Source organism: Actibacterium naphthalenivorans, from assembly GCF_014196965.1.
GTDB classification, from domain to species: Bacteria; Pseudomonadota; Alphaproteobacteria; order Rhodobacterales; family Rhodobacteraceae; genus Actibacterium_A; species Actibacterium_A naphthalenivorans.
The window spans coordinates 255,369-271,045 of record NZ_JACIEQ010000004.1 but is presented as its reverse complement, the minus strand read 5'-3'; the positions used below and the strand labels follow the sequence as shown (position 1 = coordinate 271,045).

The following is a 15,677-nucleotide window of genomic DNA, read 5'->3' as shown; positions in this document are numbered from 1 at the left end:
GATAGGCCGCAGCCCGCTGCGACAAACGGAGAGAATGCCCATGACCCGCCCGATCCTTGCCGCTGCCCTCGCGGCTCTGACACTGGCCGCCCCGGCCCATGCCGCCGACATGAGCGCCGCCGAGCGGGAAGCCTTCCGCGCCGAGGTGCGGGCCTATCTGCTGGACAATCCCGAAGTGCTGATGGAGGCGATCGCGGTGCTTGAGCAGCGCCAGGCCGGGCAGCAGGCTTCGAATGACGCGACGCTGATCAAGGTCAACGCCGAAGACATCTTCCGCGACGGCCATTCCTGGGTGGGCGGCAACCCCGAGGGCGACATCACCCTGGTGGAGTTCACCGATTACCGCTGCGGCTATTGCCGCAAGGCGCATGAGGAAGTGGCGACGCTGATCCGCTCCGACGGAAACATCCGCTTTATCGTGAAGGAATTCCCGATCCTGGGCGAGGAATCAGAGCTGTCGTCCCGCTTTGCCATCGCCACCAAGCTGATCGCCGGGGACGAGGCCTACAAGCAGACCCATGACGCGCTGATCACCTTCCGCGGCAAGGTCACGCCGGCCAATCTGGAAAAACTGGCCGGGCGGCTGGGGCTGGATGCCGGCGCGGTTCTGGCACGGATGAGCAGCGAAGAGGTTGATCAGGTGATTCAGGCCAACCGCGCGCTGGCCAGCCGCCTGCAGATCTCGGGCACGCCGACCTTCGTGCTGAAAGATCAGATGCTGCGCGGCTATGTACCTCTGGCCGGGATGCGCGAGATCGTCAGCGACCTGCGCGCCAACTGAGCCTGTTCCACCGGGCGCGGCTATTCCGCCGCCTGGGCAGAGGCCGCCGCTTCGATCTCGGCGGCCTTTTTCTCGACCTGCTCGACGATATGCTCGATCATCTGATCGTTGCTCAGCTTGTGGCTCTGCCTGCCCGCCAGATAGACCATGCCGCTGCCGGCCCCGCCGCCGGTAAAGCCGACATCGGTCATCAGCGCCTCGCCCGGGCCGTTCACGACGCAGCCGATGATGCTCAGGCTCATGGGCGTCTTGATATGCTCCAGCCGCTTTTCCAGCGCCTCGACCGTCTTGATCACGTCGAACCCCTGCCGCGCGCAGGACGGGCAAGAAATGATGTTGACCCCCCGGTGCCGCAGGCCCAGCGATTTCAGGATCTCATAGCCGACCTTGACCTCTTGCACCGGATCAGCGGAGAGTGACACACGCAGCGTATCGCCGATGCCCATCCACAGCAGGTTGCCCAGCCCGATCGCGGATTTGATCGTGCCCGACATCAGCCCGCCGGCCTCGGTGATGCCCAGATGGATCGGCGCGTCGGTCGCCTCGGCAATGCCCTGATAGGCGGCGGCCGACAGGAACACATCGCTGGCCTTCACGCTGATCTTGAATTCGTGGAAATCATTGTCCTGCAGGATGCGGATATGCTCCAGCCCCGACTCCACCATCGCCTCGGGGCATGGCTCGCCGTATTTCTCCAGCAGGTGCTTTTCCAGCGATCCGGCGTTCACCCCGATGCGGATCGAACAGCCGTGATCCTTTGCCGCCTGGATCACCTCTTTCACGCGGGCCGCGTCGCCGATGTTGCCGGGGTTGATCCGCAGGCAGGCCGCGCCGCTCTCGGCGGCCTCGATCGCGCGTTTGTAATGGAAATGGATGTCGGCCACGATCGGCACCGGGCTTTCGGCGACGATCTCTTTCAACGCCCGGGCGCTGGCCTCGTCGGGGGTGGAAACGCGGACGATATCGGCCCCCGCCTCGGCGCAGGCCTGCACCTGGGCGATGGTGGCCTTCACATCCGTGGTGATGGTGTTGGTCATCGTCTGCACCGAGATCGGCGCATCGCCGCCCACCGGCACAGGGCCGACGTAAATCTTGCGGGATTCGCGCCGGTAGATGTTGCGCCACGGGCGCACATGGTTAAGCGACATCCGCCTTCTCTCCGCCTTGGATCGTTCAGGGGTTAGATAACCCTCCGCACGCCTCCCGGCAACGGGCGCAGGCTATTCTTCGACGATTTGCGTGACTTCCGCCACCAGGCTGGCCAGCTCCGGGTTCTGCGTCAGATCGGCAAGCTGGAACGCGGCCTTCAGCTCGTCCGGGCCCAGGGCGATGTTCTTGATCACGGCGGCACCCTCACCGGCCGGGCCATAAGCGGTACCGTTCACCGCGAAGTACACGGCGCCGGCATAGCCGGTGCGCAGCAGCGGCGGTTCCTCCGTCGGGGGCAGCACATAGCGCTCGCCCGCGTCCAGAATCTTTTCCAGCAAAACCGTGCCTTCGGCAGCGGTGACCCGCACCCACGCCGGGCGCACGGCGAACAGCACCAGCTCGGGCGCGGTTTCGGCCACCACCTGAACGGGCGTCGACGGTTCCTGCGGCGCGGAACGATTTGCCGCAGCGACGGTTTCCGGCGCCTCGGGTGCATCCACCAACGCGCCGAGCGCGCCGGGCTGCAGCGTCGAGATCGGCCCGTCCCGCGCGACCATCACCGGCACGTCCAGCGGCTGCGGGCGGTACAGCCGGTCCAGCGCATCGGCCGAGGGCGCGGACATGCCGGCATTGTCGGTGACATCGGCGATCATCGTGCCGGCACCGGCCAGCGGATCGATTTCGGCAATCACGCCGGGGGCCTGATCCACCGGAGTCAGGCGCACCCGTTGAATCTGTTGCAACACCGTCCAGCCGCCGAACCCGAGCCCGCCGATCAGCATCAACAGCACCAGAACGGACCCCACGGCGCCGGGTTCGATCCCGGAAAAGAACGCCTCGCCCCGCGGCACGAAGGTGGCGTTGGGATCGGCCAGCGGATCGCGCGGCGCGTCAGGCTTGCGCGGGGTTCTGGCGGCGGGTTTGACGCCAGAGGCCGCCTTGTCCATCCCGTGGACGGTGGCGAATTTTCCCTCTTCGCAGAAGGTGGTATAGGCCCATTCGGGGTCAAGCCCCAGATAGCGTGCGTAAGAGCGGACATAGCCCGCCACGAAACCGGGGGTTTCAAAGGCCGTGGGATCGGCATTCTCGATCGCGGCGATATAGGTCGCCTTGATCTTCAGCTCTCGCTGCACGTCGAGCAGGGATTTTCCAAGCGTCGCACGCTCGCCGCGCATGATGTCGCCGAGCTTCAGCTCGAAGGAGTCAAATCCCCCGGTGCGCTGCTCTTGCTCAGCGGAAACGGGCGGCTGCCTGCGCCCAATCATGTGCTCAATCCCGTGCCTGCCACGTGCTGTCCCCTAAGGATCGGCGATTCTCTGACCGTGCCAATCTCTTAGGTTATTAATACCACAGGGCAAGCGAATTTGCATCCGCAGAACGGATCAGGCCGAAAGCTCAGCACGATTCAGCGCACATTGTGCCCAAAGCTCATCCATCGACTGAACCAGGGCGTCGATCTCCTTGGGGCCATGTACCGGCGACGGGGTAAAGCGCAAACGCTCGGTGCCGCGCGGAACTGTCGGGAAATTGATCGGCTGCACATAGATGCCGAACCGTTCCAGCAGCATGTCCGAGATCATCTTGGTATGCACCGGATCACCCACGATCACCGGCACGATATGGCTGCCATGATCGATGATCGGCAGGCCCAGCCCCTTGAGCCGCATTTTCAGGATACGGGCCTGAAGCTGTTGCTGATCCCGCCGCGCCTGATCGGTTTTCAGATGCCGCACCGAGGCGGCCGCACCCGCTGCAATCGCCGGCGGCAGCGAGGTGGTGAAGATGAAGCCCGGCGCGTAAGAGCGGATGGCGTCACACATCTTCGCGCTCGAGGCGATGTAGCCGCCCATCACGCCGTAGGCCTTGGCCAGGGTGCCGTTGATGATGTCGATACGGCCCATCAGCCCGTCGCGTTCGGCCACGCCGGCGCCCCGCGGCCCGTACATGCCGACCGCGTGCACCTCGTCGATATAGGTCAGGGCGTTGAACTCGTCGGCCAGGTCGAGGATTTCGGCGATCGGGCCGAAATCGCCATCCATCGAATAGATCGATTCAAAGGCAATCAGCTTCGGCGCCTTCGGATCGTCCGCTTCCAGCAGCGCGCGCAGATGGGACACGTCATTGTGGCGGAAGATGCGCTTGGCGCCGCCGTTGCGGCGGATACCCTCGATCATCGAGGCGTGGTTCAACTCGTCGGAATAGATGATCAGACCGGGAAACAGCTTGGGCAGGGTCGAAAGCGTGGCGTCATTGGCGATATAGGCCGAGGTGAAGACAAGCGCCGCCTCCTTGCCATGCAGATCGGCCAGCTCGGCCTCCAGCGCCTTGTGATAGACCGTGGTGCCCGAAATGTTGCGCGTGCCGCCCGATCCCGCCCCGGTGGCGTCGATCGCCTCGTGCATGGCCGCCAGCACGACCGGATGCTGGCCCATGCCCAGATAGTCGTTGCCGCACCACACGGTGATGTCTTTTTCGGTTCCGTCGGGGCGCCGCCACACCGCATTTGGAAACGCGCCCTTGCGCCGTTCGATGTCGATGAAGGTACGGTAGCGGCCCTCTTCGTGCAGACGGTTCAGTGCAACGTCCAATCCCGCGGTATAATCCACCGGCTTCTCCTTCGTCCTTTGCGGCCCATCGGCCCGTTCTCCGATGCCACGGCGCCCTCAGGCACGATACGCCGAACTCCTCCGACCGCATCCCATCCGCCGGCTTCGCCTTGCGACGCTCCTCCGCCAACGGATGCCGAAGCATAAGTGCATCAGTCTTTGCACATTCTTCACACTCAGGAAACTAGTGATAGAGGCGCAAGTTGTCGCGGCCCGAATCCATCATTTCCTTCATTTCCCCGCCTTTTCCGGCGAAACGTGGTTCCGATCGGAAACACATTCGCGCCATGTTCGGGCCGGAAGCATCACATTACTGTTTCTGGCCCGATTTGTTACCCCCTGCCTTGATGTCGGTCAAGCTTGGGGGAAACAGCTTGTTTCTACGCGCTTTTCTTCACCCATGGCCCCGTCGGTGCCCCCTGCCCCTCTGGACAGGCGCCCCGAGGCTGATAGGAATGAAGGGAATTCCCCGCAGCAGGAGGCCGCCTTGGCTCTCGACTCCGTCCTCGCCCGCATTGATGCCGACCTGCCCCAGGCCACCGAAAGGCTGCTGGAGCTTCTGCGGATCCCCTCGATCTCGACCGATCCGGCCTATGACGCGGAATGCGCACGCGCAGCGGACTGGCTGGTGGCCGATCTGCGCTCCATCGGCTTCGACGCGGAAAAACGCCCCACGCCCGGCCATCCCATGGTGGTGGCCCATGGCGACGGCCCCGGCCCGCACCTGATGTTCTACGGCCACTATGACGTACAGCCGGTCGATCCGCTGAACCTGTGGAACCGCGATCCGTTCGACCCGGCGCTGGAGGAAACCCCCGCCGGCACCGTGATCCGCGGGCGCGGATCATCCGATGACAAGGGCCAGCTGATGACCTTTGTCGAGGCCTGCCGGGCCTGGAAGGCGGTGCATGGCAGCCTGCCCGCGAAGATCTCGTTCTTCTTCGAAGGGGAAGAGGAATCCGGCTCCCCCTCGCTGATCCCGTTCATGCGCGAAAACGCGCAAGAGCTGCGCGCCGACGTGGCGCTGATCTGCGACACGGGCCTGTTCGGCGACAATACCCCGGCAATCGTCACCATGCTGCGTGGGCTTCTGGGCGAAGAACTGACGATCACCGGCCCGTCGAAAGACCTTCATTCGGGCATGTATGGCGGCGCCGCGATGAACCCGATCCGGGTGCTGGCAAGGATCATCGCCGCGCTGCACGACAGCACAGGCCGGGTCACGGTGCCGGGCTTCTACGACGGCGTGCCCGAACTGCCCGAAGACATCGCCGCGCAATGGCAGGCACTCGGTTTCGATCACAAGGAATTTCTGGGCGAGGTCGGCCTGTCGGAACCGGCCGGTGAACAGGGCCGGTCGGCGCTGGAGATGATCTGGTCACGCCCGACCTGCGAAGTGAACGGCATCATCGGCGGCTATACCGGCAAGGGCTTCAAGACGGTGCTGCCCTCGCAAGCCTCGGCCAAGATCAGCTTCCGCCTTGTCGGCACACAGGACCCCGCGAAGATCCGGCAAAGCTTCCGCGCGTATGTCACGTCAATGCTGCCGCCCGACTGCAAGGTAGAGTTCCATGGCCACGGCGCCTCGCCCGCCGGCCAGATGTCGATCGACCTGCCCGCCTTCGAAAAGGCGCGCGCAGCGCTGTCGGACGAGTGGCCCAACCCGGCGGCCTATGTCGGCTGCGGCGGATCGATCCCGATCGCGGGGTATTTCAAGGATGTGCTGGGCACCGACGCGATGTTGATCGGGTTCGGCAAGGATGACGACGCGATCCATTCCCCGAACGAGAAATACGACCTGAAAAGCTTCCACAAGGGGATCAGAAGCTGGGCGCGGATCCTGGACGCGCTGACGAAATAAGCGGCGCGCCTTCGGCGCAAGAGAGCGGTTCATCTGGGGCTCCGCCCCAGACCCCGGGATATTTGCACCAAAGCAAGCATGAAGACCCAAGTTCTGCCGCTTGCTTTGGCCAAATATCCCCGCCGGAGGCATCCCGGCCCGCAGGGCCGGAAAACACAAGACATGCACAAATGCGCGAGGCCGGGGCATCATGCGCCCCGGCCAGAGCGTCAGGCCATATCCGGCTCGATCTCCGTCGCCCACAGAACCGTGTCGGCACTGTCCAGCAGGCTGACGGTCATCACCCCGGTATCGGCGGCGATGTCCACCTTGCCGAAGAACTGCAGCCCCATAGAGGGCGGCAGGTTCACGCCCTGCTCCTCGCTCGGATGCTTGGCATAGCGCACCTCGACCCCGAAGGTGTTGTCATAGTCGTTGGGGCCGAAGGTTCCGGCGTGCAGCGGGCCTGAGACGAATTCCCAGAACGGATCGAAATCCTGGAACTGGGCGCGGTCGGGGCTGTAATGATGCGCGGCGGTGTAATGCACGTCGGCGGTCAGCCAGACCGTGTTCTTCACCGCGCCGTGCTTGATGAAGGACAACAGATCGGCGATGTCCAGTTCGCGGCCGAGCGGCGGGCCGTCGGAGTTGGCGCCGTTCTCGAAATTGTCACCGTCGCGCACCACCATGCCGATCGGCATGTCGGAAGCGATGACTTTCCAGGTGGCGTTGGACGCGGTCAGCTCGCGCTTCAGCCATGCCAGTTGTTCCGCCCCGAGGAAGGGCGCGCCTTCGGGCTGATTGTTGGCGGTGTTGTCGCCGCGGTAGCTGCGCATGTCGATGAAGAAGATGTCCAGCAGCGGGCCGTAGGACACTTTGCGATACACGCGGTAAGGCTCGGACAGGTTCGAGCGGATCGGGTACATCTCATGGAAGGCGCGGGCGGCGCGGGCCGAGAGCTGCTGCATGGATTTGACCTTGTAGCGGTCATCCGAGATCAGCATCTCGTTCGGGTACCAGTTGTTGGTGACCTCATGGTCGTCCCACTGATACATCACCGGAACTTCGGCGTTGAAGGCGCGAACATTGGCGTCGAGCATGTTGTAGAGGTGCTGGCCGCGGAATTCGTCAAGCGTTTCGGCAACCTTGGTTTTCTGCTCGGTCACGAGGTTCTTCCAGACGGTGCCGTCTTTCAGTTCGACCTCGGATTTCAGCGGGCCGTCGGCATAGACGGTGTCGCCGGAGTGGATCATGAAATCGGGCGTGTGGCCCAGCATGGTCTTGTAGGTGGTCATGCCGCCACGGGATTCGTCGATGCCCCAGCCCTGGCCGGCGGTATCGCCCGACCAGACGAAAGAGATGTCGCGCAGCGCCATCGGGGCGGTGCGGAAATGGCCGGTGACCGGCGCGGAGACCGCATTGGCATCGGCCAGGTCGGTCATGGTCACGCGGTAGAAGACATCCTGATCCGAGGGCAGCCCTTCCAGTGCCAGCTTGCCGGTGAAATCGGTCGCTGTGCCGACGTTCAGCGCCTGCACCTTACGCGCGTTGGCGAAGCTTTCGGTGGTGGACCATTCCACCGCCATCTTGGCTTCGCGGTCGGCGCGCGCCCACAAGACGGCGCCGTCATGGGCGACATCGCCGGACTGAACGCCATGGGTCAGAACCGGCCGGCCATTGGCGCGGCTGATCGAGGGCATGGCGAGGGTGGAGGCAAGAGCGGCCGACCCGACGAGGGCCTGGCGACGGGTGAAACGAATGCTTGGCATGGGAAACTCCGCAGTTCCGGTTTGACGGGAGTCCCGGATAGCAGCAGCGTTTTTCAGCCGTACGGCACAGCGATGACGTTACGGTGAATCGAACACGTCACCAACATGACAGCGCTATGCGCGCGGGCGCCGCGCCAGCTTGGCCACGACAAGCAGCCAGGGCGCGCCGTGCAAGGCCAGGTCGAACATGTCAACGGGCCGTGTCAGCCCGCCCGCGGCCAGCAACGTGAGCTTTTCCCAGACATGCGGCTCCGGCGAAAACGGCGCGAGGCCCAGTGTCGCGGCAAGCGCCATCGCGGCAAACAGCGGAATGTCATCAAGCAGGCGAAGCATGGGGCACCTTCCGGGCGGGCATGTGCCGCAGACCTATCAGCCGGTCCCGAAAAGGAAAAGTGGCGCGGTTGACGGGGCTCGAACCCGCGACCCCCGGCGTGACAGGCCGGTACTCTAACCAGCTGAGCTACAACCGCGCGTTTCACGCTGGGCGTTCGGGGAAAGGCAGTGGCGCGGTTGACGGGGCTCGAACCCGCGACCCCCGGCGTGACAGGCCGGTACTCTAACCAACTGAGCTACAACCGCATTGCATTCCCCCGGGGCTAGGCCCGGCGTGAGGGGGGTTTTATGCCCCGCCACTGGCCGCGTCAAGCGCCGATAACGGCGATTCCCCCGGTTTTGCCGGTAGTTTTTTCCGCCCTCAGCGCGCCGGCAGCGGAACGAAGGCGGTATCGTCGCCCGGGGGCAGCCGGAACCGGCCATGCGCCCAATCTTCCTGGCGCCAGGCTTCTTTTGCCGCCTCGATCCGTTCCTTCGACGAGGCCACGAAATTCCACCAGATATAGCGTGGGCCTTCCAGGGTCGCGCCGCCCAGCAAAAGCACCCTTGCCCCCTGCGGGCCGGCCCGCAGGCTGACCCGATCTCCGGTGCGAAACACCAGCATCCGCCCGGCCGCGAATCTGTCGCCCGCCACGGCCACCTCGCCTTCCATCACGTAGATCCCGCGGTCTTCGTGATTGTCCGGCAGCGGGATCGCGGCCCCCGGCGCCAGAACGGCATCGGCATAGAACATCTCCGACGGGGTGCGGACCGGCGCGCGCGCGCCCCAGGCGTCGCCCAGAATGAGCCGCACCTGCTTCCCCTCGCCCTCCAGCAGCGGCAGCGCTGCCTTGTCCGCATGTTCGAACCCGGGCGCGCTGTCTTCGGCGCCTTTCGGCATGGCCACCCATGTCTGGATGCCGAACAGGCTGTGGGGCTTTTGCCGCGCGGCGCCGTCGGTGCGTTCGGAATGGGTGATGCCGTTGCCCGCGATCATCAGGTTCACCGCGCCGGGTTCGATCCATTGATCGGTTCCAAGGGAATCGCGGTGATGGATCGAACCTTGCAGAAGATATGTCACCGTCGCCAGGCCGATATGCGGATGCGGGCGCACATCGAGCCCTTCGCCGGTCACGAATTCAGCCGGTCCCATCTGATCGAAAAAGATGAACGGCCCCACCATCTGCCGCCTGGGCGCGGGCAAGGCGCGGCGCACCTCGAACCCGCCTATATCGCGCGCGCGCGGCACGATGACGGTTTCGATCGCGTCCACCTGATCACCGGTGGGGGTGTGCGGATCAAGCGCGGGGTTCCAGCTCATCGCGGTATCCTCCTGTTTCGGAAAGAAAGATAACCCATTCCCCCGTTCACATAAGCCACATGCAAGCGCCGCCTTTGCGCGCTGTTGCACAGATCACGGGATGATCTCGAATTTCACGACATCGACCAGCCCCCGGTCGGTGATCTTCAACGCGGGAATCACCGGCAGCGCCAGAAAGGCCAGTTGCAGGAACGGCTCTTCCAGGGTCACGCCCAGGCTCCTGGCCGCCGCGCGCAGGGCGACAAGCTCCTGCTCGACCTCCTCGAAACGCTTCAGGCTCATCAATCCTGCCACCGGCAGGGCCAGTTCGGCCAGCACTCGCCCGGCTTCGGCCACCACGAATCCGCCCTCGATCTCGGACAGGCGATTGGAGGCGAGCGCCATGTCATCATAATCGGCCCCCACCACCGCGATATTGTGATGGTCATGGCAGACGGTCGAGGCGATGGCCCCCTTCGCCAAGCCAAAGCCCTTCACGAAGCCGGTGGCGATATTGCCGTTCTTGCCATGCCGCTCGACCACCGCGATCTTGATCAGATCACGCGCCGGATCGGGGCGCTTGTCGCCATCCACCACCGGGATCACCTCATGCAGGTGCTCGGTGATGATCTTGCCGGGCAGAATGCCGATCACGTCGGTATCTTCCCGGTTGGCGGCGGAGCGGAAAGAGCCGCCCGTGACCCGCGGCGCCTTCACCGAATGGCGGGCCACCGGCGCGATCTCGTCGCGCGCGGCGAAAGCCGCCGCATCCACCCGCTTGCCCCCGGCGATCACCAGAGCCGCCCGACACTCTGCCAGATCGGGCAGCGCCACGATATCGGCCCGCTTGCCCGGCGCGATCTGGCCCCTGTCCTTCAGCCCGAACGCCTCGGCCGCCGAAAGGCTGGCCGCACGATACGCCGCCAGAACCGGCGTTCCCAACGCGATCAGGGTGCGGATCATATAATCCAGATGCCCGTGTTCGGCGATATCGAGCGGATTACGGTCATCGGTGCACAGGCACATATAAGGTGCGGTCATCTGCGTCAGCACCGGCTGCAGCGCATGCAGATCCTTGGAAACCGATCCCTCGCGGATCAGCACCCGCATCCCCTTGCGCAGCTTTTCCAGGGCCTCGCCCGCCGTCGTCGCCTCATGTTCGGTGCGGATGCCCGCCGCGATATAGGCGTTCAGATCCCGGCCCGACAGTTGCGGCGCATGCCCGTCGATATGGCGCGCCCGAAACGCCTCCAGCTTGGCCATGGCGCCCGGGTCTTTGTAGATCACCCCCGGATAGTTCATGAACTCCGCCAGCCCGATGACCCGCGGATGATCCTTCAGCGCCGAAAGTTCCTCTGCCCCGATCCGCGCGCCAGCCGTCTCCATCTCGGTCGAGGGCACGCAGGAAGACAGCTGCACCCGGATATCCATCACCGTGCGCGCCGACGCTTCCAGAAAATACGCGATCCCCGGCACACCAACCACATTGGCGATCTCATGCGGATCGCATATCGCGGTGGTCACCCCGCGCGGACACACGCAGCGATCGAACTCGAACGGCGTCACCAGCGAGCTTTCGATATGCAGATGCGTATCGATGAACCCCGGCACCAGTGTCAGGCCCGACACGTCGATCACCTCGCGCGCCTCGTAATCGGCCCCGATCCCCACGATGGTATCGCCGCAGATCGCGACATCGCCCGCGATCATCGCGCCGGTGACAAGATCGAACACCTGCCCGCCGCGCAGCACCAGATCGGCGGGCGCGGCCCCGCGCCCCTGGTCGATGAGATCGGAAAGGGGCGGGTTGGTCATGGCGGGGCTCCTGCGGTTTCAGACAGAGTTGCAGGCACGGCCGACAGGATCAAGGTGCAGCTTCCGTTGCGTTGGGAAGCCGGGCAGCCGGTCGCCGCCCGGCACGATGGCATCAGGGAACCAGCGGCGCGGTTCTTCGTTGATATCGCATAACGGAACAGCCGAACGAAAGGAGTTCGACAATGAAACCGATGTTTAAAATGACCGCCCTTTCCTCGATCCTCGCCCTGTCTCTGGGCGGTGCCGCACTGGCACAGGGCGATGAAAGCAACGATACCAAATTCATCCCCGACGCGCCCGGCGAATATGCCGGCTATGCCGTGCAGGGGGAACATGGCCAGTTTGTCGGCAATGTGACCCTGTCGATCATCGATCCCGAAACCGGCGAGCTGGACCGGATCATGTTCAAGCTGCCCAACGGCAATGAGGTCGAAATGGATGGCGAAGACGTCCTCGCGGTCGGCGATGGTGTGATTACCCTGTCCATCCCGGAAAGCGCGGTGGACAGCCTGGCCAAATCGGAACTGACCGATATCGAGGTCATCAAGTAAGGCCCGGGCCCCCGAAGGCCCATCTGGCGGTCGGCCTGCGCGCCGGCCGCCTTTTCTTTTGCGACACGCGACATTCCGGACTTTGGAAATCTGCGGAAGGTTCGATGAACCTTCGGACTGTTCGTAAAATCGCCGTAAGCCAGATATTATGGTGGGTGATGAGAGGCTCGAACTCCCGACATCTTCGGTGTAAACGAAGCGCTCTACCAACTGAGCTAATCACCCGACAGGCGCGGTTACTATCGCGCGTTTTCTCTCATGGCAAGGGTGGAATTACCGTGAATCGCCCGGCCAGCCGCCGCCCGCGCCCCCCTGCCCGCACCGACAGCCGGAAAAGGGAAACGCGCCAGACCGGTCTGGCGCGTTTTCTGGAATCTCATGGTGGGTGATAAGAGATTCGAACTCCTGACATCTTCGATGTGAACGAAGCGCTCTACCACTGAGCTAATCACCCGGTGGACGGCGTAATAGCGTTACTCCGAAACCTCTGCAAGAGGTTCTTCTCCGGTTTCGGCCGCCTTTGTGCTGCGCCGGATGCGGGTCATCAGAACCTCGCCATTCGCAAGATCCTTCTTGCGGTTGATGACGATCTTGCCCATCGGGGGCAGGTTCATCGTCTCTTCGTTCGAGAGCGCAGCCCCCAGAACGGCAAGCGTCGCCTCGACGATCGGCTTGACGTCCTTTTTCTTCATCCCCGAAACCTCGACCACACGGTCGATCAGTTCCTTCTTGCGCAGCGCATTGGGGGCGACGGCTTCTTCGCCACCCTCTTCGGCGACAACGGCTTCGGCCTCCGTCGCGTCGGTGATGTCGGCGACCGCGCTGATGTTTCTGGTGGTGGTCGTCTTGCGTGAATTTGTCATGTTGAACATGCCTGTATCATCCTCGAATTTTCCGGGATTATTGCTTCTACTCGAACATCACATTAGCGGATTCACGGCCCATACGCCAGAAATCTCGCATGGCGTGGCGCGCATTTACAGGCATCTGACTAAAGAAAAGGCACGCCGGTGAGGGCGTGCCTTCGTTGCTTGTGCCGGAGGCTCAGTGCGCTGTCGCCGGAGCCCCTTCCGACCGGGCCGCAAGCGCGGCCTGGGCGGCGGCCTCTTCGGCGGCCTCGTCCCATTCGATGGGCTCGGGCGCGCGCACCAGCGCGTGTTTGAGCACATCGCGCACATGCGAAACCGGGATGATCGTCAGCCCCTGCTTCACATTGTCCGGGATCTCGGTCAGATCCTTCTCATTCTCCTGCGGAATGAGCACCGTCTTGATCCCGCCGCGCAGGGCCGCCAGCAGCTTTTCCTTCAGCCCGCCGATGGCCAGCACATTGCCGCGCAGCGTGACCTCGCCGGTCATGGCGATGTCCTTGCGGACCGGAATGTGGGTCAGCACCGACACGATCGACGTGACCATGCCGACACCGGCGCTCGGCCCGTCCTTGGGCGTCGCGCCCTCGGGGACGTGAACGTGGATATCCACCTTCTCGAACACCGGCGGCTTCACCCCGATCTCGGGCGCGATGGACCGCACGAAGCTCGACGCCGCGTCGATGCTTTCCTTCATCACGTCGCCCAGCTTGCCGGTGGTCTTCATCCGGCCCTTGCCCGGCAGTTTCAGCGCCTCGATCGACAGCAGCTCGCCGCCCACGCTGGTCCAGGCCAGGCCGGTGACGACGCCCACCTGATCTTCCTGTTCAGCCAGACCATAGCGGAAGCGCTTCACCCCGAGATAATCTTCGAGGTTCTCGGGCGTGATCATCACCTTGTCCACATCCTTGCGGACGATCCGGGTGACAGCCTTGCGCGCCAGCTTGGCGATCTCACGTTCAAGGTTCCGCACGCCCGCTTCGCGGGTATAGGTGCGGATCATCTCGATCAGCGCCTCGTCGGTCAGCTCGAACTCATCCTTGCGCAGCCCGTGGTTCTTGACCTGCTTGGCGATCAGGTGCTGCTTGGCGATCTCGCGCTTTTCGTCCTCGGTGTAGCCGGCCAGCGGGATGATCTCCATCCGGTCCAGAAGCGGGCCCGGCATGTTGTAGGAGTTCGCCGTGGTCAGGAACATCACATCCGAAAGATCGTATTCGACCTCCAGATAGTGATCCACGAAAGTGGCGTTCTGTTCGGGGTCCAGCACCTCCAGCATCGCGCTGGCCGGGTCGCCCCGGAAATCCTGGCCCATCTTGTCGATCTCGTCGAGCAGGATCAGCGGATTGGTGGTTTTCGCCTTTTTCAGCGCCTGGATGATCTTGCCCGGCATCGAGCCGATATAGGTCCGGCGGTGGCCGCGAATCTCGGATTCGTCGCGCACGCCGCCAAGGCTGATGCGGATGAACTCGCGCCCCGTGGCCTTGGCCACCGATTTGCCCAGGCTGGTCTTGCCCACGCCCGGAGGGCCGACAAGGCACAGGATCGGGCCTTTCAGCTTTTTCGACCGCTGCTGCACGGCCAGATATTCGACGATCCGCTCCTTGACCTTCTCCAGGCCATAGTGATCGGTATCCAGCACGCCCTGAGCCCGGCCCAGATCCTTCTTGACGCGGCTGCGCACGCCCCACGGGATCGACAGCATCCACTCCAGATAGTTACGCACGACCGTGGCCTCGGCCGACATCGGCGACATCGACTTCAGCTTCTTGATCTCGGCGTCGGCCTTTTCGCGGGCCTCCTTGCTCAGCTTGGTGGCGGCGATACGCTGCTCCAGCTCGGCAATCTCGTTCTGGCCTTCGTCGCCATCGCCCAGTTCCTTCTGAATGGCCTTCATCTGCTCATTCAGATAATATTCGCGCTGGGTCCGCTCCATCTGGCTCTTGACGCGGGTCTTGATCTTCTTCTCGACCTGAAGCACCGACATCTCGCCCTGCATCAGGCCATAAATCTTCTCCAGCCGCTCGGCGACAGAGAGTGTTTCCAGAAGCTCCTGCTTCTGGTCGACCTCGATGCCCAGATGCCCGGCCACCAGATCGGCCAGCTTCGCGGCCTCGCGGGTGTCCGAAACAGCGGCCATCGCCTCTTCGGGGATGTTCTTCTTGATCTTGGCATAGCGCTCGAATTCCTTCGAGACGGAACGCACCAGCGCCTCGAGCGTATCATCATCGCCCGGCACTTCTTCCAGCACCTCGGCGCTGGCCTCGAAGAAATCCTCGTTCTCGAGGAATTCGGTGATGCGCACGCGCGCGCGGCCTTCGACCAGCACCTTCACGGTGCCGTCGGGCAGCTTCAGCAGTTGCAGGACATTGGCCAGAACACCGGTGCGATAGATGCCCTCTGCCGTCGGATCGTCCACCGACGGGTCGATCTGGCTGGACAGCAAAATCTGCTTGTCATCCGCCATCACTTCTTCCAATGCGCGGACGGACCGTTCGCGCCCCACGAAAAGCGGCACGATCATATGCGGGAAAACCACGATGTCGCGCAGCGGGAGAACGGGATAGGATTGACTGATTTGCTCTTGCATTCTGTTTCCTTGGTTCGTTGCAAGAAGGCGCCAGCCCCGATCGTCGGCGGCATCCGGCCTTCTCCGGTCTTGGTATCAATATCTGGGGGTTCGCCCCCCCG

At 63.6% G+C, this 15,677-nt stretch carries 12 protein-coding genes and 4 tRNA genes; 3 read left to right on the top strand and 13 right to left on the bottom strand.

Features of this window, described 5'->3' with window-relative positions; genetic code table 11:
- Window positions 1–40: 40 nt before the first annotated feature.
- Window positions 41–781: a DsbA family protein gene (locus tag GGR17_RS15100; RefSeq protein WP_037207972.1), complete on the top strand. Its 741-nt coding sequence runs from the start codon at window positions 41–43 to the stop codon at window positions 779–781.
- 20 nt (window positions 782–801) lie between these two features.
- On the opposite strand, the gene ispG is transcribed toward GGR17_RS15100, so the two are convergent.
- The 3 genes from ispG to hemA form a co-directional block, all read right to left on the bottom strand.
- A complete protein-coding gene (ispG, locus tag GGR17_RS15095; protein WP_054539178.1) occupies window positions 802–1,929 on the bottom strand; it encodes a flavodoxin-dependent (E)-4-hydroxy-3-methylbut-2-enyl-diphosphate synthase in 1,128 nt (375 codons plus the stop codon).
- 72 nt (window positions 1,930–2,001) lie between these two features.
- Complete coding sequence (locus GGR17_RS15090; protein ID WP_054539179.1) at window positions 2,002–3,195, bottom strand: helix-turn-helix domain-containing protein; 1,194 nt, start codon at window positions 3,193–3,195, stop codon at window positions 2,002–2,004.
- Between the two features lie 117 nt (window positions 3,196–3,312).
- Window positions 3,313–4,536 carry a 5-aminolevulinate synthase gene (hemA, locus tag GGR17_RS15085; protein WP_054539180.1) on the bottom strand — a complete coding sequence of 408 codons (1,224 nt, stop codon included), beginning with the start codon at window positions 4,534–4,536 and terminating at the stop codon, window positions 3,313–3,315.
- Window positions 4,537–5,023: 487 nt separating this feature from the next.
- Between hemA and GGR17_RS15080 the strand changes: the two genes are divergently transcribed.
- Window positions 5,024–6,397, top strand: a complete 1,374-nt coding sequence (locus GGR17_RS15080) for a M20/M25/M40 family metallo-hydrolase (RefSeq protein ID WP_054539181.1) — start codon at window positions 5,024–5,026, stop codon at window positions 6,395–6,397.
- Window positions 6,398–6,606: 209 nt separating this feature from the next.
- Here the strand turns inward: GGR17_RS15080 and GGR17_RS15075 are convergent, their stop codons facing one another.
- The 6 genes from GGR17_RS15075 to ade form a co-directional block, all read right to left on the bottom strand.
- Window positions 6,607–8,145: an alkaline phosphatase D family protein gene (locus GGR17_RS15075; protein WP_054539182.1), complete on the bottom strand. Its 1,539-nt coding sequence runs from the start codon at window positions 8,143–8,145 to the stop codon at window positions 6,607–6,609.
- A gap of 114 nt (window positions 8,146–8,259) precedes the next feature.
- Complete coding sequence (locus GGR17_RS15070; RefSeq protein WP_054539183.1) at window positions 8,260–8,478, bottom strand: hypothetical protein; 219 nt, start codon at window positions 8,476–8,478, stop codon at window positions 8,260–8,262.
- A 60-nt stretch (window positions 8,479–8,538) separates the two neighbouring features.
- Window positions 8,539–8,615 (bottom strand) — tRNA-Asp (locus GGR17_RS15065).
- A gap of 32 nt (window positions 8,616–8,647) precedes the next feature.
- Window positions 8,648–8,724, bottom strand: a tRNA-Asp gene (locus tag GGR17_RS15060).
- A gap of 115 nt (window positions 8,725–8,839) precedes the next feature.
- The gene (locus GGR17_RS15055) at window positions 8,840–9,778 is read right to left on the bottom strand and encodes a pirin family protein (RefSeq protein ID WP_054539184.1); all 939 of its coding nucleotides are present in this window, start codon (window positions 9,776–9,778) and stop codon (window positions 8,840–8,842) included.
- 93 nt (window positions 9,779–9,871) lie between these two features.
- Complete coding sequence (gene ade / locus GGR17_RS15050; protein ID WP_054539185.1) at window positions 9,872–11,572, bottom strand: adenine deaminase; 1,701 nt, start codon at window positions 11,570–11,572, stop codon at window positions 9,872–9,874.
- A 182-nt stretch (window positions 11,573–11,754) separates the two neighbouring features.
- Between ade and GGR17_RS15045 the strand changes: the two genes are divergently transcribed.
- Window positions 11,755–12,123, top strand: coding sequence for a hypothetical protein (locus GGR17_RS15045; protein ID WP_054539186.1), 369 nt, complete (start codon window positions 11,755–11,757; stop codon window positions 12,121–12,123).
- Between the two features lie 149 nt (window positions 12,124–12,272).
- Here the strand turns inward: GGR17_RS15045 and GGR17_RS15040 are convergent.
- From GGR17_RS15040 to lon, 4 genes are all read right to left on the bottom strand, one after another.
- Window positions 12,273–12,348 (bottom strand) — tRNA-Val (locus GGR17_RS15040).
- A gap of 154 nt (window positions 12,349–12,502) precedes the next feature.
- A tRNA-Val gene (locus tag GGR17_RS15035) sits at window positions 12,503–12,577 on the bottom strand.
- Window positions 12,578–12,596: 19 nt separating this feature from the next.
- Complete coding sequence (locus GGR17_RS15030; protein WP_054539187.1) at window positions 12,597–12,995, bottom strand: HU family DNA-binding protein; 399 nt, start codon at window positions 12,993–12,995, stop codon at window positions 12,597–12,599.
- Between the two features lie 172 nt (window positions 12,996–13,167).
- Entirely contained in the window at window positions 13,168–15,576 is a 2,409-nt protein-coding gene (gene lon / locus GGR17_RS15025) for an endopeptidase La (protein WP_054539188.1), read from the bottom strand.
- Window positions 15,577–15,677: the final 101 nt, after the last annotated feature.